The following is a 26572-nucleotide window of genomic DNA, read 5'->3' as shown; positions in this document are numbered from 1 at the left end:
TTGCGCCAGGGCGGTCATTATAAAGTACTGGTCAATATAGTTCAGAGGAGTTCGCTTTGATCGCCGTCACCCGCCTGACACTGTTGTTCCTGCTGTGCCTGTTATCGGCGGCGGGCCAGGCGCAGTCCGCCAGCGACCTGCCGGAGCTGGGCGACCCCACCGTGGCGGTGATGTCCCCGGATCAGGAGCACCGCCTGGGCCGCGCCTGGCTGCGCCAGCTGCGCGGCCAGACGCCGATCATGGACGATGCCCTGGTGCAGGAGTACGTGGAAAGCCTGGTCTACCGGCTGGCCTCCTACAGCGACCTGAACGAACCGGACCTGGACATCGTGGTGATCAACAGCAGCGCCATCAACGCCTTCGCGGTGCCCGGCGGTGTCATCGGCCTCAACGCCGGCCTGTTTCTCAACGCCCACGACGAGGCCGAGGTGGCCGGGGTGGTGGCCCACGAGATCGCCCACGTCAGCCAGCGTCATTTCGCCCGCCGCTATCTGGATTCCAAGCGCCGTGGCCCGGCGGTGATGGCCGCCATGCTGGCCAGCATCGCCCTGGCGGTGGCCGGTGCCGGCGACGCCGGCATGGCCGGCATGGCCGCCACCCAGGCCGCCTCGATCCAGGCACAGCTGGCCTACTCCCGACAGAATGAATACGAGGCCGACCGGGTCGGCATGCAGACCCTGGCCAACGCCGGCATGGACCCCACCGCCATGCCGCGTTTCTTCGAGCGCATGCTGGAACAGCAGCGGTTCGCCGGCGACCCGCCGGAATTCCTGCTCACTCACCCGCTCACCGCGGAGCGGGTGGCGGATTCCCGCGCCCGGGCGCGCAATCTGCCGCACCCGGACGCCGCCCCCAGCCTGCCCTTCGAGCTGGTGCGCGCGCGGGTGCAGGCCCGCTATTTCGAGACGCCGGAACGGGCCCGTCAGTATTTCCAGGAACGGCTCAAGGAAGCGAACGGGCTGGAGGCGCGGGCCGCCCGCTACGGTCTGGCGCTCACCGAACTGCGCGCCGACCGCTACGACGCCGCCCGCCAGCGCTTCAACGACCTGATCGCCGAAGGCGACGGCTTCCAGCCCTGGTATCAGCTCGGTCTGATGGAGGTGGATCTGGATCAGGGCCGCTATCCAGAGGTGATCGAGCGGGGCCGCCGGGTGCTCGACATCAACCCCCGGGACTACGCCAGTTCCCTGCTGATGAGCCGCGCCTACCTGCTCTCCAAGCAGCCGGAGAAGGCCCTGCCGTTGCTGGAGCCACTGGCGCTGACGCGCCCCGGCGATCCCAGTGTCTGGTCCATGGCCGCCGACGCCTGGGGCAACACCGGCGACCAGGCGCGCGCCCACCGGGCCCGCGCCGAGGTGCTGTTCCTGCGTGGCCAGGACGACCAGGCGCTGCGGCAGATGGAGTTCGCGCTCAAGGAAGCCGGCGACCAGTTCGCCCTGCGCAGCAAGCTGGGTGCCCGCCGGGACGAAATGGAGCGGCTCTCCAAGGAAGAGTTCTAGAGATCCAGGCGCAGCGACAAAGTGGCGCTGCGCGGCTCCCCCCACCAGGCCTGATCGTAGAAGCCCGCCTGGGTGTAGTACTCGCGATCAAACAGATTGTTGACCCGTACCGTGGTGCTCAGCGACGGCGTGATCTGGTAACGGGCCATCAGATCCACCAGCGCGTAGCTGCCCTGGCCGACCTTGGTACGGCCCTGCACCGGCACCCGCGCCGAGGTGTAGCGGGAGAAACCGCTCTGCCAGGTGACCCCGGCGCCCAACGTCAGACGACGTTGCGGTGCCGGTGGCTGGTAGCGTGTGAACAGTTTGAACTGGCTGCGCGGGTGAGTGCGGTTCAACGTCTTGCCGTCCGCATCCTTGGCCGTGAAGTGGGTGTAACTGGTGGATAGCTGCCAATGGTCCGTCAGCTCGCCGCTGAGTTCCATGTCGAAACCCTCCACGGTGGCGCCGTCCACCGCCCGATAGGCCGGCGCGTCCGGTCGCCCGGGCTGGGACGCGCCGGGGATTTCCTCCGCCAGATTGTCCTGCTCCATGCGGTAGGCCGCCAGCGCGCCGATCAGCCGGCCAGCCATCCACTCCGCCTTGAGGCCCACTTCCTGGCTCACGCCGCGCACCGGGTCCAGCAGGTCGCCTTGTGCGTCCCGGTTGCCCTGCGGCTGGAAAATCTGGGTATAGCTGATGTAACCGGAATAGGTCCGGTTGAAGTCGTAGATCAGGCCCGCGTAGGGGGTGATCTCATCGCTGACACGGTAATCGGTGGGCGAACCGAAATACATCTGATCGATTTCCCACTGGCTGACGCGGGCGCCGACGATGGCGTGCAGCGGGTCCGCCAGGGACAGCCGCGTTACCGCGTAGCCACCGCGCTGGCGAATAACGCTGTCGTCCACGTCGCCATAGGGGCCCCATTCCGGGCGCGGCACGTCGCTGTCGAAGAAACCGCCAATGTCCGGCGCGTTGACCGGATAGGCGGCCCGCATCAGGTAGTCGTCCTTGATGTTCATCCAACCCACCGATACCTCATGGAACCGGCCGAAGGCCTCCACCGGCCCGGTGGCGGTGAGGTGCATCTGGTGATAATGACGGTCGCCGTCGTATTTGGTGAACGAACCGCTCATGCCCTCGCCGGTGTCCGGGTCCGGATAGCCGCCCCGAAACAGGTATTCCATGAAATAGTCGCCCTCGTTGTAGCTGAAGGCGCCGCGCAGCTGCCAGCCGTTGCCCAGTGCCTGGGTGAGATCCAGGAAGGCGGTGGTGGAGGTGGTCTCGAACGTCGCCCAGTCGGTGCTATTGACCACCGAGCGCCGGAAGTCGGTGCGGGTGCCATCGCTGTAGAACATGGGGAAGCCGGCCCCCATGCCGTTGCTGTGGTTGTTCTGATGCTCGATGCCGGCCACCAGCAAAGTGCGGGGCGTGAGCTCGGCACTGACCACGCCGTACAGGGTGCGCCGGTCATCATCGAACAGGCGCATGTAGCTCTCGCTGTCGTCGCGCACCGCGACCACCCGGGACGACACCCGGCCGTCGTCCGTGATCGGCAGGGTCAGGTCCAACTCGGCGCGCCGGGCGTCCCAGGATCCCACCGACAGCGCACCGCGGGCGGCGAAATCCGGACCGGGGCGCTTGCGAACGAAATTGACCAGCGCCGAGGGCTCACCGGCACCGGTCATCAGACCGGTGGCGCCGCGAATCACCTCGACCCGGTCGTAGATCGCGGCGTCCATGTCGGTGGCACCGAAATTCCAGTAGTTGGAAATCGGCGTCAGCAGACCATCGAATTGGAACTGCCTGATGCCGAAGCCCCGGGACGAGAACGAATAACGATTGCTGTCGCTGCGTGTCAGTGACACCCCCGGTGCCCGGCGCAGGATTTCGCGGGTGTCTTCCAGCCCTTCGTCCTCGATCTGCTGGCGGGTGATGATGCTCACGGATTGCGGTGTCTCCCGTGGGGCCAGCAGCAGACCGGTGGCGCTCTGGGTGGCGCCCATGGTGTAACCGCCACGCTCCTCGCTGCTGTTTTCCAGTGCCAGATCTCCGGCGGAGACGGTGACCGGCGCCAGCGCCTGCTTCCGCCCACCTTCACTATCACGGCCGTCGTCGCTGGCCGCCGCCCAGGGCGCCATGCCCAGCCCACCGACCAGCATGGTCAGCCCGAACACACCCGGTTTCCAAAACCAATAATGCGCAGCACGCCCCATCGCCCCTTACTCCTCGACTCATAAAAGTAAATGAGAATTATTCTTTATGGGCAGAGCGCGGGGTTATGAACAACGCCGGAAAGGTTATTGGGAACGCGCCGGGCGGGGAACCCGATCCCGGCGCCAGGCACCGGGAGGCATTCCGAAGTGCGCGCGAAACGCGGTGGTGAAATTGCTGGCATGACGGTAACCCACGAAGTGCGCGGCCTGCTGCACCGAGGCCCCCTCCCGCAGGTAGCGCCCGGCCCGTTCCAAGCGCTGGCGGCGCAGGCAATCGAACACGCTTTGCCCGTAGACCCGCGGGAACTTGGCGCGCAGGGCACTGGGGCTCATGCAGGCCAACGCCGCCAGGGAAGCCAGGGTGTGGGGTGCCTCCGGTTCCTCGACCAGCCGCTCATGGACCCGGCGCAACAGACCCCGGTCCCGTTCGGACACGGCGTCCGCCGCCGGGCCGTCATCCAGGGCCTTGAGAGCGTGGGCGAGCATTTGCAGGGCGACCCCTTCCCAAAGCAGCGCCGCCAGATCGTCTTCCCAATACCCTTCCAGCAGGGAACACACCCCGTCCCGCAGCGCCGGCGGCATGCGCCAGGGAGCCAGCCGCGAGCGGCTCCGACGCAAAGCCGTCAGCCGGTCCTGCAGGCGCTCGTCGGTGAGCCCCTGAATGTCCCGGACCGACAGGTTCAAACCCTGCAGCATCGGGCCCGCCGGGTGCGAAGCGTGTATCGGCCCATCGCCGGTTTCCAGCATGGTGACCGCCGTGTCGCCGACCATGCGCAGGGGGCCGTCGCGGCGCGTGCGCAGGTGCGCCTCGCCCTGCCCCAACCACGCCAGTGACAAGCGGAATTCCGACCGGGAACGGGCTTCGTAGGAGCGCAGAGCGCGCACGCGCGACAGCACCAGCAGCCCACCGAAGGCCAGGTCGCGCTGCACCACGCTGCCTTCCAATACATCCCGGTCGCCGCCGTCGTTCAGCAACAGGTAATCGGCGCCGTGGGGCGCACCCAGGCGGTTGAGGGCGGACAGAGAGTAACGCTCGGCGGACGGTGGCAAGGGTCGGGATCTCCGGATTCTCTCCCCGAACGGGGCGAAGCGGGCGTTACCTTACAGCCGATGAGAATGATTTTCAAAAGCAAAAAAGGCCGGCGCGGTGGCCGGCCGGGGGGATCAGCGCTTCAGGCGGGCGCCGAAGTCGAGCATGCGGTCCAGGGGCTTCATGGCTTTTGCCGCCAGCGCCGGGTCGACGAAGATTTCCTGGCCGCAGCCGTTGTCGTCTTCCAGCACCGCCAGGGTGTTTTCCAGGCCGTTCATGGCCATCCACGGGCAGTGGGCGCAGCTGCGGCACTGGGCGCCGCTGCCGCCGGTGGGCGCTTCCACGAAGGTCTTGTGCGGGGCCAGCTGCTGCATCTTGTAGAAGATGCCCTTGTCGGTGGCGACGATAAAGCGGTCGTTGGCCATCTCGGTGGCGGCCTGGATCAGCTGCGAGGTGGAGCCCACCACGTCGGCGATCTCCACCACCGCCGCCGGCGACTCCGGGTGCACCAGCACCGCCGCGCCCGGGTGAGCGGCCTTCAGGTCGAGCAGGCCCTGGGCCTTGAATTCCTCATGGACGATGCAGGCACCGTCCCAGCACAGCACGTCGGCGCCGGTCTTGGCGCGCACATAGCTGCCCAGGTGTTTGTCCGGGGCCCACAGGATTTTTTCGCCGCGCTGGTCCAGGTATTCGATCAGTTCCACGGCGATGGACGAGGTCACCACCCAGTCGGCGCGGGCTTTCACCGCCGCCGAGGTGTTGGCGTAGACCACCACGGTGCGGTCCGGGTGCTGGTCGCAGAAGGCGGCGAATTCGTCTTCCGGGCAGCCGATGTCCAGGGAACAGGTGGCTTCCAGGGTGGGCATGAAGACCCGTTTCTCGGGGCTGAGAATCTTGGCGGTCTCGCCCATGAAGCGCACGCCGGCGACGATCAGGGTGCTGGCCGGGTGGTCGCGGCCGAAGCGGGCCATCTCCAGGGAGTCGGCCACGCAGCCGCCGGTTTCCTCGGCCAGGGCCTGGATTTCCGGGTCGGTGTAATAGTGCGCCACCATCACCGCGTCGCGCTGCTGTAACCGTTCCTTAATGCGGCGCCGGTACAGTGCGCGTTGATCGTCGGTGAGTTCGGGCTGTTCCCCGGTGCCCGCCAGATGGGCGCGCACGATCTCTTGAGCCTGTGCAGTCATACGGCAATACCGCCCCGGATAGGGGGCTTTGTTCTGGGTCTTGGGACACCGCCGGCGGGGTGGCCACCGGGGCGCGGACGGCAAACTATACCATATTGATCAGCGCGGCACCCCGGCCATGGTCAAAAGCGACGCAGGCCGCCCGGGTCAGGCGCTGGAGGGGCGATACCCGGGTCCCGCCGCCAGCAGATGCACGGTGCTGATGGCGCGCTCGATAAAGGCGCCCTGGCAGTAGCACAGGTAATAATCCCACATCCGGCAGAAGCGCTCGTCGAAGCCCAGTTCGCGGATCCTGGGCAGGGCGCGCAGGAAGCGCTCGCGCCAGTGCGCCAGGGTGCGACCGTAATGCTCGCCGATGTCTTCCAGCCCCAGCGGCGTCAGCGCGGTGTTGTCGCGCAGCCCCTGACACATCACCGACACCGACGGCAGGAAGCCACCCGGGAAGATATAGCGCTTGATGAAATCCACCCGGTCGCGGGCATAGGCATAGCGCTGGTCGGGCACGGTGATCGCCTGCAGCAGCAGCAAGCCGTCCGGCTTGAGCCGCTCGCCGAGCACGCGGAAATAGCCGTCCAGATACTGGTGGCCCACCGCCTCGATCATTTCCACCGACACCACCCGGTCGTAGTGACCGCGCAGGTCCCGGTAATCCTGTTCCAGCACTTCGATGCGGTCTTCCAGACCGGCGGCGCGCACCTGCTCGCGGGCGTAGCGGGCCTGTTCCCGGGAAATGGTGGTGGTGGTCACCCGCACGCCATGGTGACGGGCGGCGTGCAGGGCCAGACCGCCCCAGCCGGTGCCGATTTCCAGCAGGTGCTGGCCCGGGGCCAGTTCCAGGCGCTGGCAGATGCGCTCCAGTTTGTACTCGGAGGCGGTTTCCAGGTCCGCGTCCGCATCCGGGTAGACCGCGCTGGAATACATCATGCTGCGATCCAGAAACAGCGCGAAGAAATCGTTGCCCAGGTCGTAATGGGCGGCGATGTTGCGGCGCGAGCCCGCCGGGGAATTGCGGTTGAGGGTGTGCAGCAGTTTCAGCGCCGGCCGGGCCAGCAGCGCGGCGCCGCCTTCCAGGGCCTGCATGGCCTCCACGTTGGTGGCGAAATAGCGGATCACCGCCAGCAGGTTCGGGCTGTCCCAGGCGCCGGCCATATAGGCTTCCGCCGCGCCCAGGGAGCCGCCGGTCATCATTGCCCGGTAGGTGTCCCAGTGATGGATTTCGATCTCCGCGCCGAAGTACGCCGCGTCGCCGATCACCACCACTTCCCCGTCCGGCTCGCGCAGCGTCACGCCGCCGTGGGGCAGCTTCGCCAGGTGCGCCTGCACCTGCTTTCTCGCCACACCCTGCATCCAGGACGGGCGCTGAGTCGCCAGAGCTTTTTCACCGTCCATCATGTGTCTTTCTCCGTTCCGGGTGCGCGTACAACGGCACGCCTTTTCGCCAGAGTTTCCAGGCCTGCCAGTAAATCCCCGCCAGGGTGCGCACACCCTGGGCGCCGAAGCGGGCGATCACCGCCGTCATCGCCGGCGGGCGGGCTTCCAGCATGGCCAGATCCAGGCCGGCGGCGAACACCGTCCGCTCGCCGTCCCGATCCCGCAACGTTAGGCGCAAAGCGGGAAATAGGGCGTGAAGGGTCCAGTGGTAGCGTAGCGCCAACGGCAGAAACGGTGACACGTGAAAATTTTTGTCGTGCTCCACCACCTGCTCGCCGTTCTCGTCACGGAACCGCAGCGGATAGAAATGCCGCTCCCGCCAGGGGGTGTTGCGCACTTCCGCCACCGCCGCGTCCGGTTTGTCCGAGCCGTCGGGAAAATGAAAATACAAAACCAGAGGATTGAACAGCACGCCGAAGGTGCGCCACTGGCCGAGCATGCAGACCCGGCCGGCACGCCAGTCCAGGCCCAGCTCGCCGGCCTTGGCGCGCACTTTGGCGCCCACCGCGCGGTCCTCCTGATCGACGAAATCCCGGTCCCGGAAAGTGACCGGCCGCCAGCGGCGCCCCCATCCGGCGTGACGCCGGATCAGTTCATCGGTGGCGTCCAGGTCGCACCACACCAGCCACAGCGGGTAGCGGAAGCGATGGTCCACCGGTTCGAAGCGACGGTGCCAGACGTGGCCGCGGGCCAGCGCGAAGCGCGCAATCACGGCGTCTTCTCCAGGCCGCGCACCACCGCCAGCGCCGACGCCACGCCGTCCTCGTGAAAGCCGTTGCGGCACCAGGCGCCGCAGAACCAGGTGCGCCGGGCACCGTTGTCCGCCAGCAGGGTGTTCCGGGCGGCCAGGCCGTCCAGGGTGAACAACGGATGGTCGAAGCGTACCCGGTGGAGAATGCGCGCCGGGTCGATGCGATCGCCGGCGTTGAGGGTCACGCAGAAGGTTTCCGGCGCGTCCAGGCCCTGCAGAATGTTCATGTTGTAGGTGACCTGCACCGGCTGGTCGTCGGCGGCGTCGCCGAGCAGCGCGTTCCAGCTGGACCAGACCCGGCGGCGGCGCGGCAGCAGCCGGGTGTCGGTGTGCAGCACCACGTCGTTGCTCTGATAGGGCAAGCGCGCCAGACAGTCGCGCTCGCGGGGGTCCGGATCCGCCAGCAGCGCCCGGGCCTGGTCGCTGTGGCAGGCCAGGATCACCTGATCGAACCGCTCCGTGGCACCGTCCAGGGTCAGGGTCACGCCCTGGTCGTCGCGGCGCACCTGGCGCACCGGCGTGGCGGTGCGGATCTCCGCCTGGCAGCGCTGCCGCAGGGCGGTCACATAGCTGCGCGAGCCGCCGGGCACCACGTACCACTGGGGCCGGTCGCGCAGCGCCAGCAGGCCGTGGTTGATAAAGAAGCGCACGAAAAAGCGGGCCGGAAACGCCTCCATCTGGGTCAGGGAACAGGACCAGATCGCTCCGCCCATGGGCAGGATGTAGTGGCGCCGGAACGCCTCGCCATAGCCCCGGGCGCGCAGGTATTCCCCCAGCGGCTGTTCCCCTTCCTGCTGCTCCAGCAGCGCCGGCGCTTCCCGATTGAAACGCAGGATGTCGGCGAGCAGGCGCCAGTGACGACGACTCACCCAGTTGCGGCGCTGACCGAAGAAACCGCGCAGACCGTCACCGCAATATTCCACGCTCTGGCTGGCGTCGCTCACCGCGAAGCCCATGGCGGTGGGCTGCCGGCCGATGTCCAGCTCCGACAGCAGCGCTTCGAAGTTCGGGTAGGTACGGTCGTTGAAGACGATAAAGCCCATGTCCACGGCAAAGTCGCCGTGGTCCCGGTGCACATCCAGGGTGTAGGTGTGGCCGCCGGGCTCCGGCTCCGCCTCGAACACCGTGACCCGGTGCCGCCCGCCCAGATACCAGGCGGCGGTGAGCCCGCTGATGCCGGCGCCGATGATGGCGATGCGCTGGCTCATTGGCTGTTCTCCTGCTGGCGCCAGGCGTCGCCGGCCTGGCGGAACGCCTTCTGCACGAATTCCTTGACGCCCTTGTGCGCGACGATGGGCGCCGGATAGTCCGGGCACAGCAACGGCTGCTTCCAGGGCTCGTGGATGGTGTCGTCGTCCAGTTCCGCCAGTTCCGGCACGTAGCGGGCGATAAAGCGCCCCTGCGGATCGAACCGGTGGCTCTGACGGATCGGGCTGAACACCCGGAAGTACGGCGCCGCGTCGGTGCCGGTGGAGGCACTCCACTGCCAGCCGCCGTTGTTGCTGGCGAAATCGCCATCGATCAGATGCTGCATGAAAAAGCGTTCGCCCCTGCGCCAGTCGATAAACAGATGCTTGCTGAGAAACATGGCGGTCAACATGCGCAACCGGTTGTGCATCCAGCCGGTGCGCACCAGCTGGCGCATGGCCGCGTCCACCAGCGGGTAACCGGTGCGTCCTTCGCACCAGGCCTGGAAATGCGCGTCGTTGTCGTTCCATTGCAGCAGCCGGGTTTCCGGCCGGAACGGGATCCCCGTGGCAAGCCGGGGGAAACGATGCATGATCTGGCGGTAAAAGTCGCGCCAGGCCAGTTCACCGATCCAGGTGGCGGCGCCTTCCCGGGCGCCGCTGTCGGCCAGCGCCCGACGCGCCGCCAGATAGGCGTCCAGCGGCGCCAGGGTACCGGCGGACAGGGCCGTGGACAGGCCGCTGGTGCCGGGCTCGGCGGGAAAGTCCCGGTAGCGTTTGTAGTCGCCCAGCTGGTGCTCGACGAAATCGTAAAGCTGCCGATAGGCGGCGGTTTCGCCGGGCTGCCAGGGCGCGGTGAGGGTGTCCGGCAGGTCCAGATCGTCGCGCAGCGACTCGACCCGGTCGCGGCCATGGAAACGCCCTTTCTTCGCGGCACCGGACGAAGCCGGCCAGGCCGGCGCCGGCAAGGCGCCCGGATCGGCGTCGTCCATCCACTGGTCCCAGCGCTTCTTATAGGCGGTGAAAACCGTGTACGGCGTGCCCTTGCCGGTGCTCAGGGTGCGCGGCGGCACCAGCACGCCGTCGTCGAAACCGTGCAGCCGCACGCCCTGCTCCTCCAGACGCCGGGCCACCGCCCGGTCCCGGTTCAGTTCGTTGAGCGGGTACTCCCGGTTGCAGAAAATTTCGCGCACGCCCTGCTCCGCCACGAACCCGGCCAGGGTGTCCACGGCGCCGTCGAAATCGCCGGCGTCCCGCACGTGCAGGTCGATGCCCTTGGCCGCCAGGGTGTCGCCCAGTTCCAGCAGGCTTTCCAGCAGGTACCAGCGGCGCAGCGGTGCCACGTCGTGGTCGTCCCACTGCCGGGGGCACAGCAGATACAGGGCGATCACCGGATCGCCGCCGGCCAGCGCCTGGGTCAGAGGCGTGTGTCCGTGACAGCGCAGGTCGTTACGAAACCATACCAGTCGCACCGGCATCTCCTTGTTTATCGGCGTGTTCGTTGTCCGCGTGGTGAAGGTCGGCGTCCCAGGCCGCGTACAGGGCGGCCCGGTCGCCGGGCACCCGCCGCAGCCAGGGCGGGGTGATCAGTTCATCGGTGAGCGCCGGGCCGGTGCACCAGACCGGCAAGTGAGGCACCGCGTCGGCGGGCCACAGCTGGTCGGCGCGGCGCCGGCCGGGATGTTCGCCCAGCACCCACAGCACGCCCCGCGTGCGCGGGTCCGCCAGCCAGGACGCCAGGGCGCTCCAGGGCGGCGCGTCCTCCAGACACCAAACCGGCGCCCCGCGCGCCACCGCCCGGCTCAGCGCCGGCAGCGGGTCGCCCACCGCCAGCACCAGCCAGGCCGGGTCCCGGCGGTCGGGGGCCAGCGCCAGCGCCCGGCCGCCCAGTTTCTGGCGTAAAACGCTGTCCAGCAGAAGGCGCGCGGCGGCGCCGTCCGGCCGCGACCGCAGATGCTCTCGCAACGGGTCGCAGCAATGCGTGAGCACTTTGTCCAGCGCATAGTCCGCCACCAGACCCTGGAACCACTGCTCCAGGCGCCGCACATTGCGGGCCTCCAGCGCCGCCAGGCCGTCCTCCACGGCGCGCCGCCAGGGATCGCCGGCCAGCACCGGGGCGTCCTCGCCGTCCAGCAGCGCGCGCACCTGCCCGATCGGCAGGCCCCGCTCCAGCCAGGCCAGAATGCGGCGAATGCGGTGCAGGTCCGCGTCGCTGTAGCGGCGGTGGCCGCGCGCCGTGCGCGCCGGCCGGATCAGGCCGTAACGCCGCTCCCAGGCGCGCAGCGTCACCGGCAACACGCCGGTAAGCTCACCGATCGCCTGGATGCTGTAATCCGGGGTACTCATGGACGATGCCTCAGACACGGTTGCGCAGACCCAGAGCGTCCGGGTAGGGATTGAGATACTGCTGTTGGGCCAGGTAGGGCTGCGCCACCTTGCGCTGCGCCCCGCGCAGCAACGTCATCGGCACCACCAGCGGCACGTCGCCGCGATGGTAGGCCTCGATCTGCTCGTGCAGCAGGCGCCGGTCCGCGTCGTCCAGGTGATCGCGCAGGAAGCCGGCCAGATGCAGCATGGCGTTGACGTGGGCGCCCGGTGACACCCGTTGGGCCATGGCCGGCATGAAGGCGCCGATGTAGTCGTCGGCGATCTCGTCCAGGGGCCGGCTCTTCAGGTCCGCCAGCATCGGCCCCAGGCGCCGGTAGGTGGCCTCACCGTGGGCCAGCAGCTGGAATTTGTGGCGGCTGTGGAATTCGATCAGGCCCTTGGCGGTGAGCCCCTGCTCGCGCAGGCGGCACCAGTCGTCGTAGACGAACACCCGCTCCACGAAGTTCTCCCGCAGGCGGTCGTCGTTGAGACGGCCCTCCTCTTCCACCGGCATCAGCGGATAGCGCGCCATCAGCGCGCCGGCGAACAGGCCGCTGGCATCCCGGCGGCCCACTTCGCCGTCCTCCCGGTAGACGCGGATGCGCTCCATGCCACAGCTCGGCGATTTGGCCATCAGCACGAAACCGCGCAGCCCGGCCAGCCCGTCCAGGGTGCGGTCCACGAAGCCGGTCATCAGGTCGGTGAAGTCCCGGTCGCCCCGGGTCGCCTTCAGCCGCACACCCTGGTCGGTGTCCACCAGGTGCATGGCCTGCCGGGGCGTGGTCAGGCCGGCCCCCATTTCCGGGCACAGGGAGTGGAACCGGAAGTAGCGGGACAGCACTTCGGTGCAGTAGCGGGAGTGTTTGTGTCCGCCGTCGTGGCGGACCTCGCGGCCCTGCAGGCAGGCGCTGATGCCCACCGGGATGCGGTCGTCGTGCGGTGCGGAGCGGTGATCGCGGTCCATGACGGTCTACCTGTACAAGTGATTGAACTTGTACAAGTTTGGATGGGCAACGATGAACGGATTGTGAAGCCGCGCGGGCGGGTTTTTCGGGGGGCACATTTAAAGCTGTTTTACACACGGCGGCGGGAAATCGTGAGACAGTAAATCTGCGTCGCCGGCCACGGATGGTCACCGCCTCCCCCAGGGCGTTAAGCGACGCGTATCCCCCTTCCTTCAGGCAATGAAGGATCCCCCAAGGCCACCTTCCCCCGGGTGGCCTTTTTTTTTGCTTTGGCGGGAAGTCTCTCTCCATCAGGGGCGCGGCTCAGCTGGAGCGATTTTCCCGCCAAAACGCTCCCGGCGTTTTTTGCCTCAGCTTTGCAGCAGCTGTTTCAGCTCGGGCAGGCAGGAGCCGCAATTGGTGCCGCAGCGGAGTGACCGGCCCAGCGCTTCCACACTGCCGTCGCCAGCGTCGATGCGCGCCCGGATGGCGCGCTCGCCGACCTGGAAACAGGCGCACACCACCGGCCCGTCCCCGGCGCCGCCGTGGGGCGCTTCGCCGCCGAGCAGCGCCCGCCGTTCATGGTCCTCCAGCCGCTTCCGTTGCAACAGGCCGATCAGCCAGTCCCGGCCGGGCAGCGCGCCGGTGGGATGAATGAACAAGGCGCCGATCAGGCGGCCGTCCCGCACCGCCACCCGGCGAAAGTGGCCGGCGCCGGGGTCCCGCAGCTCCAGCCATTGCGGCTCTTCCCCCTCGCCGGGGTCCCGGATCAGAGCGGCCAGGCGCTGGCGGGCCCGATCCGGGTCATCGTCGCCGGCCAGCTCGAACAGGTGCCCGCCGGGCAGGGGGCTGTAGCTCCAGTACAGGCAGTCCGGGTCATGGTGCCGGGCCCGGGTGATCAGAAAGCCCTGCCAGCGCACCGCGCGGGGCGTCACCCGGACCCGGGAGAATTTCGATTGCGGCTGGCCGGACAGCGGGTCGGTGGTGGCCGATACCAGGGCGCCCTGGCGCGCGCGGGCGCTGAACGGACCGCTCCAGTGCATCGGCACGAACAGTTCGCCGCGACGCTGGTCGGCGGTGATTCGCGCGCGCACGGTAATCGCGCCCAGGGGGTTTTCCACGGTGGCCAGCTGGCCGTCCTCGATGCGGTGACGGCGGGCGTCCTCCGGGTGCAGGGCGACGAAGGGTTCGCCGATGTGCTGGAGCAACCGCCGCGCCTTGCCGGTGCGGGTCATGGTGTGCCACTGATCGCGGATACGGCCGGTGTTCATGATCAACTCCCCGGTCAGGGGCGGATCCTCGGGCAGCGCGGCGGTGATCGCCACGAAGCGGGCGCGACCGTCGTCGGTGTGAAAGCGGCCGTCGCCGAACAGCCGCTGGCGGCCCCGCGGCCAGTGCCGGTTGACCGGCCAGCGTACCGGCGCCAGGGCGTCGTAGCCGGCCCGGTCCAGCGTCGCCAGGCCACTGATGTCGAACGCCCGGCGCCCCTCGTTTTCGAACCCGGACAGGGCCGCGTGCTCGGCGAACACCTGGGCGGGGTGTTCCCAGGCGAACGCCTCGCTGTAACCGAGACGGCGGCCCACCCGGGCCAGCGCCCACCAGTCCGGGCGCGCCTCGCCGGGCGCGTCCAGGAAAGGCCGTTGGCGGGAAATACAGCGCTCTGAATTGGTGACGGTGCCGTTCTTTTCGCCCCAGGTGCGGGCGGGCAGTTTGATGTCCGCCATTCGCACGGTGTCGGTATCGGCCATGCAGTCGGACACCACCACCGTGGGGCACCGTCGCAGGGCCTCGCGCACCCGGTCCGCCTCGGGCAGGCTGACCACCGGATTGGTGGCAAGAATCCAGATAAACCGAACCCGGCCGGTGGCCACGGCCTGGAACAGGTCCACCGCCTTGAGGCCCGGTTCGCCGACCATATGGGGGGCGTTCCAGAACCGCTTGACCCGGTCCACATCATCGGCGGCGAAGTCCATGTGCGCGGCCAGCTGGTTGGCCAGGCCGCCCACCTCGCGGCCGCCCATGGCGTTGGGCTGGCCGGTGATGGAGAACGGCGAGGCGCCGGGCCTGCCCACCCGGCCGGTGGCCAGGTGGCAGTTGATGATGGCGTTGCATTTGTCGGTGCCGGTGGCGCTTTGGTTGATGCCCTGGGAGTAGAAGGTGACGGTGCGCGGGCGCTCGGCGAACCACTGAAAGAACGTGCGGATATCCGCTTCGCGCAGATCACAGCGGCGCGCCAGGCCGGCCAGCGAACCGCTGTCCGCCTTGGCCCGGGCCAGGGCGTCGTCGAAGCCGCGGGTGTGCGCGCGGATGTAGTCCCGATCCAGGTGGCCGTGCCCGGCGAGCCAGGCCAGCAGGCCGTTGAACAACAGGCCGTCGGCCCCCGGGCGCAATGGCAGATGCAGGTCGGCCAGGTCACAGGTGGCGGTGCGGCGGGGGTCGATCACCACCACCCTGGTGTCGGGCCGTGCCTTCCTGGCGGCGACCATGCGCTGATACAGCACCGGATGGGTCCAGGCCGCGTTGGAACCCGCCAGCACCAGCAGGTCGGCCTGGTCCAGGTCTTCATAACAGCCGGGCACGCTATCGCCGCCGAAGGCGCGCTTGTAGCCGGCCACCGCCGACGCCATGCAAAGCCGGCTGTTGGTGTCCATATGGGCGCTGCCGATAAACCCTTTCATCAATTTGTTGGCGACGTAATAGTCCTCGGTCAGCAGCTGCCCGGAGCCGTAGCAGGCGACGCTGTCCGGGCCGTACCGGGCCAGGGTGTCACGCAACCGGCGGGTCACTTCATCCAGCGCCGTGTCCCAATCCACCCGGGCCCCGTCCACCTCCGGGTGCAGCAGCCGATGGCGGAGGTCCAGGGTGTCGGGGAGCGCCGTGCCCTTGACGCAGAGCCGGCCCCGGTTGGCCGGATGGGATTCGAGGCCGGCCACGCTCCGGCCGGCGCCCTGCACCGCCACCCCGCAGCCCACGCCGCAATACGGGCAGGTGGTTTCGGTCATCGGGACGCGCTCGGACATGGCTCAGGTGCCGGTCCGGTGGAGCGCCGCCGCCGGCGGTCGCAGCGACACCTGGTCACCGTCCAGCTTCGCCTCCCAGACCGGCACCGCCACCTCGCCCTGCTCCAGGCAGATGCCGCTGCGCAAGCTGAAGTGCTGCTTGTACAGCGGCGAGGCCACCACCAGCTCGCCGTTGACGTCACCGACAATACCCCGGGACAGCACGTTGGCGCCGCCGATGGGGTCGCGGTTGCCAATCGCGTACAGCGGCGGCGACTGATCCGGCAGATAGAACAGTGCCACCTGCTCGCCATCCACCAACGCGGCCACGCCGCCGCCGGCCACCAGGTCCTCACGGGTACAAATGTGCTGCCATGACATGATCGTGCTCCTTCCGTTTCAAACGCTGACGGTCTCGATGCGGTTCAAAGGGTCTTGCTCGGTGGCGGGACGGGGCTGACCCCGTTCGCGCACGAAGCGGATGTCCCGGTCCGGGGTGTCCGCGTTGACGAAGCTGCGAAAGCGCTTGAGCTTCTGCTCATCAGTGATGGTGGTGCGCCACTCGCACTGATAGCGCTCGCGGACCACGGCCATCTGCGCTTCCAGCTCCTCGGCGATGCCGAGACTGTCGTCGATCACCACCTGGCGCAGGTAATCCAGACCGCCTTCCAGGTTTTCCAGCCACACCGAGGTGCGCTGCAGACGGTCCGCGGTGCGCACGTAGAACATCAGCACCCGGTCCACCAGTTGCACCAGTGCCTGATCGGAGAGGTCGGTGGCGAACAGATCCGCGTGCCGTGGGCGCATGCCACCGTTGCCGCACACGTACAGGTTCCAGCCGTTCTCGGTGGCGATCACGCCGATGTCCTTGCTTTGCGCCTCGGCGCATTCCCGGGTACAGCCGGACACGCCGAACTTGAGCTTGTGCGGCGAGCGCAGCCCCTTGTAGCGGTGCTCCAGGAAGATCGCCATGCCGACGCTGTCCTGCACGCCGTAGCGGCACCAGGTGGAACCGACGCAGGACTTCACCGTGCGCACCGACTTGCCGTAGGCGTGGCCGGTCTCGAAGCCGGCCTCGATCAGTTCTTCCCAGATCAGTGGCAGTTGCTCCAGGCGCGCGCCGAACAGGTCGATGCGCTGGCCGCCGGTGATCTTGGTATAGAGATCGTATTTGCCGGCCACCCGGCCCAGGGTCATCAACTTGTCCGGGGTGATCTCACCGGCCGGCACCCGCGGCACCACGGAATAGGTACCGTCCTTCTGCATGTTGGCGAGAAACACATCGTTGGTGTCCTGCAGCCCCACGTGCTCCGGTTCGAGGATGTAGTCGTTGTGGATGCTGGCCAGAATCGAGGCCACCGTCGGCTTGCAGATGTCGCAACCCAGACCCTGGCCGTGCGCGTCGCGCACCGCGCTGAAGCTTTTCAAACCGCCCACGCGAATCAGGTGGTAAAGCTCCTGGCGCGAATAGGCAAAGTGCTCACAAAGATGGTTGTTCACTTCCACCCCGCGCGCTTCCAGCCCCGCGTCCACCACGCTTTTCAGCAAGGCGGCGCAACCGCCGCAACCGGTGGACGCCTTGGTGGCGTCCTTGATGTCGCCCAGGGAACAGCAGCCGCCATCCAACGCCGCGTTGATGGCGCCCTTGGACACATTGTGGCAGGAGCAGATGGTGGCGCCGTCCGGCAGCGCGTCGGCGCCCAGCGCCGGCGGCGTGTCACCGGCGGGCAGAATCAACGACGCTGGATTGTCCGGCAGCGGAATGCCGTTCAGCATGTACTGCAGCAGGGTGTCGTAGGCGCCGCAATCGCCCACCAGCATGGCGCCGAGCACGTACTTCCGGTCCTCGCTGACCACCAGCTTGCGATAGACACCGGCCACCTCGTCCTGAAAGCGGTAACAACGGGCACCGGCGGTGCGCGCCTGGGCATCGCCCACCGAGCCCACGTCCACGCCCATCAGCTTGAGCTTGGTGCTCATATCGGCGCCGGTGAAATCGCCGGCTTCGTTGTTGAGCACCGCGGCCACGGTGCGTGCCATGGTGTAGCCCGGCGCCACCAGCCCGAAGATCTGGTTGTTCCAGAGCGCGCATTCGCCGATGGCGAAAATCGCCGGGTCCGAGGTGCGGCACTGGTTGTCCACCACGATGCCGCCGCGCTCGCCCAGGGTCAGGCCGGCCTGACGGCCCAGAGCGTCCTGTGGACGAATGCCGGCGGAGAACACGATCAGGTCGGTTTCCAGGGGCTCGTGGCCTTCGAAGTTCATGCGCAGGGCGTGGGTTTTACCGGCGTCGATCCGCTCGGTTTTCCGGCCGGTGTGGATGTGCACGCCGAGCGCTTCCACTTCCTGGCGCAGCAGGGCGCCGCCGGTTTCGTCCAGCTGTACCGGCATCAATTGCGGCGCGAATTCCACCACATGGGTTTCCAGCCCCAGCAGCCGCAGGGCGTTGGCGGCTTCCAGGCCGAGCAGGCCGCCGCCCACCACCACCCCGCGTTGGGCGTTGCCGGCAAGGCGCTTGATGGCATCCAGGTCGTCCACGGTGCGGTACACCAGGCAGTTTTCCTGTTCGTGGCCGGGGATCGGCGGCACGAACGGATAGGAACCGGTGGCCAGCACCAGGGCGTCGTAATCCTGCCGCACGCCGCCGGCGGTCATCACGGTTTGAGTGTCCCGGTCGATCTCCACCACCGGGTCGTCAAGGTGCAGGGTCACCCGGTTGTCCCGATACCACCGCGCCGGGGACAAGCAGAGGTCCTCCGGGGTCCGGTCATCGAACAACGCGGACAAATGCACCCGGTCGTAGGCGGGCCGGCTTTCGCCGGCGAACACATGAATCGTCCAGGGGCTGGCGTCGCCCTGCTCGACCAGGGTCTTCACCAGGTGATGACCGACCATGCCGTTGCCGATGATCACCAGGTTGCCCGAGGTGGGGAGTACGGGGTTGTCGTCCGTCATGGTCTTGCCTCCTGTTAAGCCACGTCGACCGAAACACCGGTCGCGGCTGAGTCGTCACGGGTCGGGTTGGTAAGCAGAATGTCGCGCAGCGCGCTGACGTCGCGGTCGCTTTGCAGGGCCTCGGCGTACCACTGGCCGTGGCGCACATCACCGACCAGCAGCACGCCGCGCAGGCGGCCGTCTTCGATAATCAGTTTTTTATAAACACCGGCGGCGGCGTCGCTGAGCCACAGGCTCTGCTGGCCGGTTTCCGCTTCCACCTGCCCCATGCTGTGAATATCGAGGCCGCTGACCTTGAGGCGGGTGACCGGGGAAGGATCGCAATAACGGGCGTGCTGACCGCGGAGCACCCGGGCCAGGACGTTGGCCTGTGCCCGCACCGGTGCCACCAGGCCGTAGGTGTTGCCCTGGAATTCGCAGCATTCGCCCAGGGCATGAACGTGCGGCTCGGAAGTCCGCAGGGCGCTGTCAACGCGCACGCCGGCGCCACACTCCAGGCCGGCGGCTTGCGCCAGCTCCCGGTTCGGCGTGATGCCGGTGGCGAACACCACTAGATCGGCGGGCAGCGTTTCCGCCGCACCGCCCTCTTCCACTTCAACTGCGCTCACCGAGCCGTCGCCGAGAAGACGCCTGGGGTCGCAACCGGTGCGTACCCGGATACCCCGGGCGGCCAGGGACGCTTCCAGCAAAGACGACGCGCTGGCGTCGAGCTGCCGGTTCATCAGCACCGGGCGGCGATGCACCAGGGTCACGTCGGCGCCCAGACGACGCAGGCCGACGGCGGCCTCCACGCCCAACAGGCCGGCGCCGATCACCACCGCCCGCGTACCCGGCCGCGCCTGGCAGTGCTGACGCAGGCGCCGCACGTCCTCCAGGGACCGGAAGCCGCCGACCCCGGCCAGGGCCCCGACGCCCGGCAGCGGCGGCAGCGACGACCGCGCGCCGGTGGCCAGCACCAGGGTGTGGTAGTCGATCCGTTCGCCGTCGTCGCAAAGCACACGCCGCCGGCGGCGGTCGATGCCCGTGACCCGCTTGCCCGGACTCACCGTGACCCGGCGCGCCCGATACCAGCTCTCATCGCGCGGCGAGATCGAGGGCAGATCGATTTCTCCGCCCAGCAACGGCGACAGCATGATGCGGTTGTAGTGGCGCACCGGTTCGTCGCCGAGCACCTGCACCGACCAGTCGTGGTCCGTGCCCAGGTGGTCGATCAGACTGTCGGTGGCCAGGCCATTGCCGACGATCAGCAGACGGCGCCGGCGCGGATTGCCTGAGACGGTGATTTCGTCATTCATGACCGCCCCCTCAGGCCCGCCGGCCGAGCCGGTCGACCAGACCGGCCACCTTGCCGCGCACCGATGGGGTGCCGGCGCCGCCGGCTCCGGTTTCGGTTTCGCGGGGCATCTCCACCACCTTGCGCTGCTTCTCATAGAGGAAGCGCAGCACCTGCTGACGGAAATGGTTGTAGGCGCTGTTCTCGGCCAGGGTGACGCGGTTGCGCGGGCGCGGCAGGTCGATGTCGAGCACCTCGCCGATGGTGGCGGCGGGGCCGTTGGTCATCATCACGATGCGGTCGGACAGCAATACCGCCTCGTCCACGTCATGGGTGATCATCACCACGGTATTGTTCAGCTCGCGCTGAATCTCCATCAGCGAATCCTGCATGTGCGCCCGGGTGAGCGCGTCCAGCGCGCCGAACGGCTCGTCCATGAGCAGCACCTTGGGACGCATGGCCAGGGCACGGGCGATGCCGACCCGCTGCTTCATGCCGCCGGACAGTTCGCCCGGGCGCTTGTGCAGGGCGTGGGCCATGTGCACCAGGTTCAGGTTGTGCTCCACCCAGTCGCGCATCTCCGCCTTGCCCATACGGCCGCGAAACACCTGGCGCACCGCCAGCTGCACGTTCTCGTAGGCGGTCAGCCAGGGCAGCAGCGAATGGTTCTGGAACACCACCGCCCGGTCCGGACCGGGTTCGTTCACTTCCTTTCCGTCCAGGGCCACGCCGCCCTCGCTGGCCCGCAGCAGGCCGGCGATGATGTTCAGCACCGTGGACTTGCCGCAGCCGGAGTGGCCGATCAGCGACACGAACTCGCCTTTCCGGATACGCAGCGACAGCGCGTCCAGAGCCCGGAACGGCCCCTGCGGCGAAGGGAAATCAATGCTCACCTTGGAGATGTCGAGGTAGTTGCTCATGACAAGGGCTCCTCTCGCGCGGCGGGTTCAGCGCGGGTCCGTGGATTTGTCCCAGGCGGCCAGGCTCTGCACCGCCAGCATCAGCCGGTCGAGCAGAAAGCCGATGGCCCCGATGGTGATCACCGCCACCATGATCCGGCTCAGCGATTCGGAGCTGCCGTTTTGAAACTGGTCCCAGACGAACTTGCCCAGGCCCGGGCTCTGCGCCAGCATTTCCGCCGCGATCAGCACCATCCAGGCGATCCCCAGGGAGGTGCGCAGGCCGGCGAACATCATCGGCATCGCCGACGGCAGCACGATGGTGCGCACATGGGTGAGCCAGCCCAGCCGCAGCACCCGGCTCACGTTGTTGAGATCGGCGTCGACGCCGGCCACGCCCACGGCGGTGTTGATCACGGTGGGCCACAGGCAGCACAGCATCACCGTGACCATGGAAGTGATGAACGACTTGGGCACCAGCGGGTCCTGGCTGACATAGACGGCGCTCACCACCATCGTCACCAGGGGCAACCAGGCCAGCGGCGACACCGGCTTGAGCAACTGGATCACCGGGTTGAAGGCGCGATACAGAGTGCGGCTCAGGCCGATCAGGATGCCCAGGGGAATGGCCAGAAGAGAGGCCAGCACGAAACCCGCCGTCACCGTCATCAGGCTGGTGAGGATCTGGTCGAGAAAGGTGGCGCTGCCGGTGTAGGGAAAGATCCTCGGCTGGTAGGACGGATCCATCGCCTTGCGCTCCGCGTTGCGGGCGCGCTGACGTTCGTAGAAAGCCTGTTCCTCGCGGCGCTCCGCGGCGTGTTCCTCGAGCAATGCGGCGCCCTGCCCCCACACATCCAGCGGCCCGGGAAAGGCGCCCAGGGAGGTATGGATGCGTGGCGCCGCCAGGGCCCACAGCAACAGGAACACGGCGATGCCGGCCAGCGGCACCAGCAGAACATTGCCCAGCGCCCGCGGGGACACCGCCCGGTGCCCGCGCAACAGCTTGAGCCAGGGATTGAGTCCGGTTTGCCGGCTGATCGAAGTCATCTCACTCTCCTATGGCCACCGCGCTACGGGCGCTGGTCGTCTTTCAGGCCGATGGCGAATTTATCGAGATAGGCATTGGGGCGACGGCCGTCGTAGGTGATGCCGTCGATGAACCCGGACTGGGGCGGTTTGAAACCGTCCTCGCGGTCGAAATCCGGAAAGTCCGAGCCCTGCATCCGGCCTTCCTCGATCAACGCCCGGGCGGCCACCGCATAGATATCCGGGCGGTACACCCGGCGCGCCGTCTCCAGGTACCAGTCATCGTCCTTTTGCTCCGGAATCTGGCCCCAGCGCCGCATCTGGGTGAGGTACCAGATGGCGTCGGAGTAGTAGGGGTAGGTGGCGTGGTGGCGGAAGAACACGTTGAAATCCGGGATCGGCCGCTCGTCCCCTTTCTCGTATTCGAAGGTGCCGGTCATGGAGTTGGCGATCACCGCCTCGTCGGCGCCCACGTATTCGCTTTTGGCGAGCATCCGCACCGCCTCGGGGCGGTTGGCGTTGTCGTTCTCGTCCAGCCATTTGGCGGCGCGGATCAGCGCCTTGATCAGGCGGGCATGGGTGTTGGGGTACTTGCGGGCCCAGGCTTCGCTGACGCCGAACACTTTCTCCGGATTGTTTTTCCAGATTTCGTAATCGGTGATCACCGGCACGCCCACGCCTTTGAACACCGCCTGCTGGTTCCAGGGCTCGCCCACGCAATAGCCGTGGATAGTGCCGGCCTCCAGGGTGGCCGGCATTTGCGGGGGCGGCGTCACCGACAGCAGCACCTCGGCCTGCAGCTGCCCGGAGGTATCGCCGTTGGCGGGCGCGTAGAACCCCGGGTGGATGCCACCGGCGGCGAGCCAGTAGCGCAGCTCGTAATTGTGCGTGGAGACCGGGAACACCATGCCCATCTTGAAAGGCTCACCGCGATCCCGGTACGCCTTGACCACCGGTTTCAAGGCGCTGGCGCTGATCGGGTGCAGCGGTTTGCCGTCCCGGTGCTCGATGTTCTTCTTCATCTCCGCCCACACCGAATTGGCCACGGTGATGCCGTTGCCGTTCAGATCCATGCTGAACGCGGTGATGATCGGCGCCCTGGTGCCATAGCCGATGGTGGCGGCCAGCGGCTGACCGGCGAGCATGTGGGCGCCGTCGAGCCGCCCATCGATGACCCCGTCAAGAAGCACCTTCCAGTTGGCCTGGGCCTTCAGCGAGACGTACAGCCCCTCGTCCTCGAAGAACCCTTTCTCGTAGGCCACCGCCAACGGCGCCATGTCGGTGAGCTTGATGAAACCCAGCGTCAACTGGGGCTTCTCCGGCCAGCCGATGGCCGGCTCGGCGGCGGACAGGCCGGCGCTGCTCAGCACCGCCAGACCCGCCATCAGCCACCGGGCCAACCACCGGCCGGGGGCGGATCGTTTCCGAAAACGGGCCTTGCACATGGCTTTCTCCTATCAATCGGCTCTTTGCGATTGGCAAAAAAAACGCCCACCACGTTTCCGTGGTGAGCGCCTTTGCTCGTTCTAACCGCAACTTGTGAGCGGGCCCGCCTGCGTCGGCCGGCCCGCGAATCATCAACTCAACCGGAGATATTCAATTTCCATGCCAGCCCCTGAGCCGGCCTGGCGCCGTTGACGGGGCCGCCCGTGGCCAGGGGATCGCGCCAAAACGGGGCGCCGTGCGGTGTGGTGGTGCGCTGAAGCGGTGCGGGGAGCCATGCAGGGAGGGCCACGGAACGCGGTGAGCCGGCGGCGGCCGGCCCGCAACGAAAAAAGCCCGCCGGAGGCGGGCTTTTTCGGGGTTTGGTGGGTCGTGATGGGCTCGAACCATCGACCAATTGGTTAAAAGCCAACTGCTCTACCAACTGAGCTAACGACCCGTCGAACGAGGCGCAAATAATACGGATTTATTTCCGGATGACAAGGGTTAGGGCGGAATTTTTTCTCGATTGGCGCCGGATCATTGATAGATCGTTGGATCTTTGATCAATGCCTCCTCGAAGCCCTGGCGACGCAGGCGGCAGCTGTCGCAGCGGCCACAGGCGCGGCCGTCGGCGTCGGCCTGGTAGCAGGACACGGTGAGGCCGTAGTCCAGGCCCAGCTCGGTGCCACGGCGGATAATGTCGGCCTTGGACAGGTGCATCAGGGGCGTGGCGATCTCGATGGGGTGGCCCTCCACGCCGGCCTTGGTGGCCAGCCCCGCCAGGGTCTGGAAGGCGTCGATGAACTCGGGCCGGCAGTCCGGATAGCCGGAGTAGTCCACCGCGTTGACGCCGATGTAGATGGCACTGGCGTCGACCACCTCGGCCAGGCCCAGGGCCAGGGACAGGAACACGGTATTGCGGGCCGGCACATAGGTGATCGGGATGCCGTCACCGCCCTCCTCCGGCACCTCGATGGCGTGATCGGTGAGCGCCGAGCCACCGATGGCGCCCAGGCCCAGTTCGATGACCCGGTGGGATTCGGCGCCCAGCGTCCTGGAGACCCGGGCGGCGGCGTCCAGCTCCGAGCGGGTGCGCTGGCCATAGTCGAAGGCGATGGTATGGCAGCGATAGCCCTGGTGGCGGGCGATGGCCAGGCAGGTGGCGGAATCCAGGCCACCGGAAAGCAGCACCACGGCGGTGTTCATGGCGATTCTCCTGTTCGGCTTCGTAGGCGCGCGTTGATCGGCTCAGCGGCCGCGGGCGTCGTTCCAGAGCAGCTTGTGCAGTTGCAGCTGGAAGCGCACCGGCAGACGGTCGGCGACGATCCAGTCCGCCAGGTCGGCACCGCTCAGCTGGCCGTGCACCGGCGAGAACAGCACGTCGGAGACGCGCGCCGCCAGTTGGTGCTGGTCCAGCATGAAGCGTGCCCAATCATAGTCCCGCCGGTCGGCGAGCACGAACTTCACCTGGTGGTGGGGGCGCAGGTGCGGGATGTTGTCCAGCCGGTTGTTGTGCTGCTCACCGGAGCCCGGCGCCTTCAGGTCCATGACCACCGAGACGCGCTCGTCCACCGGCGCGATGTCCATGGCGCCGCCGGTTTCCAGGCTGACCTCGTGGCCCCGATCACAGAGGGCGGTGAGCAGCGGCAGGCAGTTGGGCTGGGCCAGGGGCTCGCCGCCGGTGACCGTGACGTAGTGGGCGCCGTGTTCGGCCACCTGGTCGAGAATGTCGTCCAGGGAGCGCTTCTCGCCGCCCTGAAAGGCGTATTCGGTGTCACACCAGACGCAACGCTGGGGGCAGCCGGTCAGGCGCACGAAGACGGTGGGCCGGCCCACGGTGCGGGCTTCGCCCTGCAGGGAATGGAAGATTTCGGTGACGCGCAGTTCCACGGTAATTCCGGGCTTGGGGACTGGGTCGGGGATTCTAGGGCCTGTGCGGCGGAAATGATAGGTGGGCGGCGGCGGGCGCCCGGAGCGTATCGCGGCTGAAGCGGATCCGCTTCAGCCGCGATCCGATTTTCAGTTACCGCCGAGCTGCTTGAGCATGGCCTGGGCCATCTCCGCTTCGGATGCGTCCGGGAACTGTTTGATCAGCTTGTGCAGCGTGACCTTGGCTTCCGAGGTGTTGCCGGCCTGGGCCTGCAGGCTGGCCAGCTTGTAGAGGCTGGTCGGCGCGCGACTGTGGTTGGGGTATTCGTCCACCACGGTCTGGAACTGCTGGCGGGCCTTGTCCAGCTGGGGCGTCTTCTGGTTGCTGTAAACCTCGCCCAGCCAGAAATGCGCATGGGCGCGGAACTGCCCCTGCGGGAAATCCTTGAGATAGTTTTCGAAGGCGGTGGCGGCGGCGTCGAAATCCCGTTCGAGCAGCTTGCCACGGGCCGCGGTATAGGCGGCGCGATCCGCTTCCGGATCGGCGGGGGCGCTGTTCTTGCCACCGTCGTCGCCGGCTTCGGCATCGGTTTGAGGTGCGTTCTTGGTCTGATCGACCAGAGCGTTGATACGGGTATCCAGGTCCAGGTAGCGCTCGCGTTCGGCGGCCTTGAGGCGATCCAGCTCGTGGCGCAATTCCTCCACCTGCCCTTGCAGGCCCTGGATCTGCTCCTGGTATTGCTCGATCTGCTGCATCAGCACGTAGAGGCCCTCATCACCGCCCTGGCCGGCGGTGGCGGGGTTCGCCGAACCCCGGTCGCCGGAGGAGCCACGCTCCTCCACGACCAGGGGCCCGGTGGACTGCGCCTGGGCGCAGACCGCCGGGCCGGCAAGCAGGAACGCCAGAGTGGCGTGTTTGAATACCTGCTTGAAGCTCATCATCGGTTACGGACGGCCGGCGGTGTAGTTCAGTACCACGCGACGGTTTTTAGCCCAGTCCATTTCGGTGTGACCGAAAGCGGCGGGCTTCTCTTCGCCGTAAGCAACGGTTTCCAGCTGGGAAGCGCTCACGCCTTGTACGCGCAGGAACTTCTGAACCGCTTCGGAACGACGCTCGGACAGAGCCACGTTGTACTCACGGGTACCGCGCTCGTCGGCGTGACCTTCCAGACGCACCTTGGCGTTCGGGTTTTCCTTCAGGTACTTGGCGTGGGCGCGCAGGCTTTCGAACGCGGCCGCCGGTACGGTGTTGCTGTCGAAGGCAAAGTAGATCACCCGGGTGTCGGTGGTGCCGTCATAGTTGGACGGATGGTTGTGGAAGTTTTCCGCGGTCAGCGGAATGGAGCTGGTTTCCGGCTTGGACGGCTTGGGACGCTCGACCGGAGTGGTCGGCGTGGTCTGGGTGTTCTGACCCATGGTATCCGTGGAAGAGGTATCTTCCTCGGTGGGGGTGCTGGAACACGCGGCCAGCAGGCCAGCAAGAATCACGGCAAGAAACGGATTAATGAACGAACGCATACGAAAACTCCTATTGA

21 protein-coding genes and 1 tRNA gene are annotated in these 26572 nt (G+C 67.4%); 1 reads left to right on the top strand and 21 read right to left on the bottom strand.

The features are described 5' to 3' along the window. Window positions 1–56 precede the first annotated feature (56 nt). On the top strand, window positions 57–1499 hold the full coding sequence (locus ACLD0W_RS09400) for a M48 family metalloprotease (protein ID WP_410307225.1): 1443 nt from the start codon (window positions 57–59) through the stop codon (window positions 1497–1499). Here the strand turns inward: ACLD0W_RS09400 and ACLD0W_RS09395 are convergent. The 21 genes from ACLD0W_RS09395 to pal all read right to left on the bottom strand — a co-directional run bounded on the left by ACLD0W_RS09395 (window position 1496) and on the right by pal (window position 26555). After that, entirely contained in the window at window positions 1496–3658 is a 2163-nt protein-coding gene (locus tag ACLD0W_RS09395) for a TonB-dependent siderophore receptor (protein ID WP_410307224.1), read from the bottom strand. The two genes, ACLD0W_RS09400 and ACLD0W_RS09395, sit on opposite strands and share 4 nt — an antisense overlap. Before the next feature lie 123 nt (window positions 3659–3781). Next, the gene (locus tag ACLD0W_RS09390; protein ID WP_410307223.1) at window positions 3782–4747 is read right to left on the bottom strand and encodes a helix-turn-helix transcriptional regulator; all 966 of its coding nucleotides are present in this window, start codon (window positions 4745–4747) and stop codon (window positions 3782–3784) included. Between the two features lie 114 nt (window positions 4748–4861). After that, a complete protein-coding gene (gene nadA, locus ACLD0W_RS09385; RefSeq protein WP_410307222.1) occupies window positions 4862–5911 on the bottom strand; it encodes a quinolinate synthase NadA in 1050 nt (349 codons plus the stop codon). Window positions 5912–6058: 147 nt separating this feature from the next. Then, entirely contained in the window at window positions 6059–7303 is a 1245-nt protein-coding gene (locus ACLD0W_RS09380; RefSeq protein WP_410307221.1) for a class I SAM-dependent methyltransferase, read from the bottom strand. Beyond that, complete coding sequence (locus ACLD0W_RS09375) at window positions 7290–8054, bottom strand: DUF1365 domain-containing protein (protein ID WP_410307220.1); 765 nt, start codon at window positions 8052–8054, stop codon at window positions 7290–7292. Before ACLD0W_RS09375 ends, ACLD0W_RS09380 begins: the two co-directional genes overlap by 14 nt. Continuing rightward, window positions 8051–9301, bottom strand: coding sequence for an NAD(P)/FAD-dependent oxidoreductase (locus ACLD0W_RS09370; RefSeq protein WP_410307219.1), 1251 nt, complete (start codon window positions 9299–9301; stop codon window positions 8051–8053). Before ACLD0W_RS09370 ends, ACLD0W_RS09375 begins: the two co-directional genes overlap by 4 nt. Further along, window positions 9298–10758 carry a cryptochrome/photolyase family protein gene (locus tag ACLD0W_RS09365; RefSeq protein ID WP_410307218.1) on the bottom strand — a complete coding sequence of 487 codons (1461 nt, stop codon included), beginning with the start codon at window positions 10756–10758 and terminating at the stop codon, window positions 9298–9300. Before ACLD0W_RS09365 ends, ACLD0W_RS09370 begins: the two co-directional genes overlap by 4 nt. Continuing rightward, window positions 10730–11626 carry a MerR family transcriptional regulator gene (locus ACLD0W_RS09360; protein ID WP_410307217.1) on the bottom strand — a complete coding sequence of 299 codons (897 nt, stop codon included), beginning with the start codon at window positions 11624–11626 and terminating at the stop codon, window positions 10730–10732. Before ACLD0W_RS09360 ends, ACLD0W_RS09365 begins: the two co-directional genes overlap by 29 nt. A 10-nt stretch (window positions 11627–11636) precedes the next feature. Further along, the gene (locus ACLD0W_RS09355; protein WP_410307216.1) at window positions 11637–12611 is read right to left on the bottom strand and encodes a YbgA family protein; all 975 of its coding nucleotides are present in this window, start codon (window positions 12609–12611) and stop codon (window positions 11637–11639) included. Window positions 12612–12962: 351 nt separating this feature from the next. After that, window positions 12963–15611: a molybdopterin-dependent oxidoreductase gene (locus ACLD0W_RS09350; RefSeq protein ID WP_410307215.1), complete on the bottom strand. Its 2649-nt coding sequence runs from the start codon at window positions 15609–15611 to the stop codon at window positions 12963–12965. A 3-nt stretch (window positions 15612–15614) separates the two neighbouring features. Continuing rightward, window positions 15615–15971, bottom strand: a complete 357-nt coding sequence (nirD, locus tag ACLD0W_RS09345; protein ID WP_410307214.1) for a nitrite reductase small subunit NirD — start codon at window positions 15969–15971, stop codon at window positions 15615–15617. 18 nt (window positions 15972–15989) lie between these two features. After that, window positions 15990–18545 carry a nitrite reductase large subunit NirB gene (gene nirB / locus ACLD0W_RS09340; protein ID WP_410307213.1) on the bottom strand — a complete coding sequence of 852 codons (2556 nt, stop codon included), beginning with the start codon at window positions 18543–18545 and terminating at the stop codon, window positions 15990–15992. 14 nt (window positions 18546–18559) lie between these two features. Beyond that, window positions 18560–19840, bottom strand: a complete 1281-nt coding sequence (locus ACLD0W_RS09335) for an NAD(P)/FAD-dependent oxidoreductase (RefSeq protein ID WP_410307212.1) — start codon at window positions 19838–19840, stop codon at window positions 18560–18562. 10 nt (window positions 19841–19850) lie between these two features. Further along, window positions 19851–20738 (bottom strand): ABC transporter ATP-binding protein, encoded by an 888-nt coding sequence (locus ACLD0W_RS09330; RefSeq protein ID WP_410307211.1) that lies wholly within the window; start codon window positions 20736–20738, stop codon window positions 19851–19853. 27 nt (window positions 20739–20765) lie between these two features. Beyond that, complete coding sequence (locus tag ACLD0W_RS09325) at window positions 20766–21764, bottom strand: ABC transporter permease (protein ID WP_410307210.1); 999 nt, start codon at window positions 21762–21764, stop codon at window positions 20766–20768. A gap of 23 nt (window positions 21765–21787) precedes the next feature. Continuing rightward, on the bottom strand, window positions 21788–23128 hold the full coding sequence (locus tag ACLD0W_RS09320) for a CmpA/NrtA family ABC transporter substrate-binding protein (protein ID WP_410307209.1): 1341 nt from the start codon (window positions 23126–23128) through the stop codon (window positions 21788–21790). A gap of 421 nt (window positions 23129–23549) precedes the next feature. Continuing rightward, window positions 23550–23625: transfer RNA gene (locus ACLD0W_RS09315), tRNA-Lys, on the bottom strand. Between the two features lie 80 nt (window positions 23626–23705). Beyond that, window positions 23706–24374 carry a 7-cyano-7-deazaguanine synthase QueC gene (gene queC, locus ACLD0W_RS09310; protein WP_410307208.1) on the bottom strand — a complete coding sequence of 223 codons (669 nt, stop codon included), beginning with the start codon at window positions 24372–24374 and terminating at the stop codon, window positions 23706–23708. Between the two features lie 42 nt (window positions 24375–24416). After that, the gene (queE, locus tag ACLD0W_RS09305) at window positions 24417–25058 is read right to left on the bottom strand and encodes a 7-carboxy-7-deazaguanine synthase QueE (protein WP_410307207.1); all 642 of its coding nucleotides are present in this window, start codon (window positions 25056–25058) and stop codon (window positions 24417–24419) included. Between the two features lie 129 nt (window positions 25059–25187). Beyond that, window positions 25188–25976 (bottom strand): tol-pal system protein YbgF, encoded by a 789-nt coding sequence (ybgF, locus tag ACLD0W_RS09300; RefSeq protein WP_410307206.1) that lies wholly within the window; start codon window positions 25974–25976, stop codon window positions 25188–25190. Between the two features lie 6 nt (window positions 25977–25982). Beyond that, window positions 25983–26555: a peptidoglycan-associated lipoprotein Pal gene (pal, locus tag ACLD0W_RS09295; protein WP_410307205.1), complete on the bottom strand. Its 573-nt coding sequence runs from the start codon at window positions 26553–26555 to the stop codon at window positions 25983–25985. Window positions 26556–26572: the final 17 nt, after the last annotated feature.

The organism is Alloalcanivorax sp. C16-1, assembly GCF_046507805.1.
Lineage (GTDB): Bacteria > Pseudomonadota > Gammaproteobacteria > Pseudomonadales > Alcanivoracaceae > Alloalcanivorax.
Note: the sequence above shows the minus strand (reverse complement) of the source record. Positions and strands in the feature narration are given on the sequence as shown.

Bases quoted from the DNA above. Each gene is read 5' to 3' on its own strand.
- nadA (WP_410307222.1), bottom strand. From the start codon at position 5,911: ATGACTGCACAGGCTCAAGAGATCGTGCGCGCCCATCTGGCGGGCACC.
- ACLD0W_RS09380 (WP_410307221.1), bottom strand. From the start codon at position 7,303: ATGATGGACGGTGAAAAAGCTCTGGCGACTCAGCGCCCGTCCTGGATG.
- ACLD0W_RS09370 (WP_410307219.1), bottom strand. From the start codon at position 9,301: ATGAGCCAGCGCATCGCCATCATCGGCGCCGGCATCAGCGGGCTCACC.
- ACLD0W_RS09365 (WP_410307218.1), bottom strand. From the start codon at position 10,758: ATGCCGGTGCGACTGGTATGGTTTCGTAACGACCTGCGCTGTCACGGA.
- ACLD0W_RS09360 (WP_410307217.1), bottom strand. From the start codon at position 11,626: ATGAGTACCCCGGATTACAGCATCCAGGCGATCGGTGAGCTTACCGGC.
- ACLD0W_RS09355 (WP_410307216.1), bottom strand. From the start codon at position 12,611: ATGGACCGCGATCACCGCTCCGCACCGCACGACGACCGCATCCCGGTG.
- ACLD0W_RS09350 (WP_410307215.1), bottom strand. From the start codon at position 15,611: ATGTCCGAGCGCGTCCCGATGACCGAAACCACCTGCCCGTATTGCGGC.
- nirD (WP_410307214.1), bottom strand. From the start codon at position 15,971: ATGTCATGGCAGCACATTTGTACCCGTGAGGACCTGGTGGCCGGCGGC.
- nirB (WP_410307213.1), bottom strand. From the start codon at position 18,545: ATGACGGACGACAACCCCGTACTCCCCACCTCGGGCAACCTGGTGATC.
- ACLD0W_RS09335 (WP_410307212.1), bottom strand. From the start codon at position 19,840: ATGAATGACGAAATCACCGTCTCAGGCAATCCGCGCCGGCGCCGTCTG.
- ACLD0W_RS09330 (WP_410307211.1), bottom strand. From the start codon at position 20,738: ATGAGCAACTACCTCGACATCTCCAAGGTGAGCATTGATTTCCCTTCG.
- ACLD0W_RS09325 (WP_410307210.1), bottom strand. From the start codon at position 21,764: ATGACTTCGATCAGCCGGCAAACCGGACTCAATCCCTGGCTCAAGCTG.
- ACLD0W_RS09320 (WP_410307209.1), bottom strand. From the start codon at position 23,128: ATGGCGGGTCTGGCGGTGCTGAGCAGCGCCGGCCTGTCCGCCGCCGAG.
- queC (WP_410307208.1), bottom strand. From the start codon at position 24,374: ATGAACACCGCCGTGGTGCTGCTTTCCGGTGGCCTGGATTCCGCCACC.
- ybgF (WP_410307206.1), bottom strand. From the start codon at position 25,976: ATGAGCTTCAAGCAGGTATTCAAACACGCCACTCTGGCGTTCCTGCTT.
- pal (WP_410307205.1), bottom strand. From the start codon at position 26,555: ATGCGTTCGTTCATTAATCCGTTTCTTGCCGTGATTCTTGCTGGCCTG.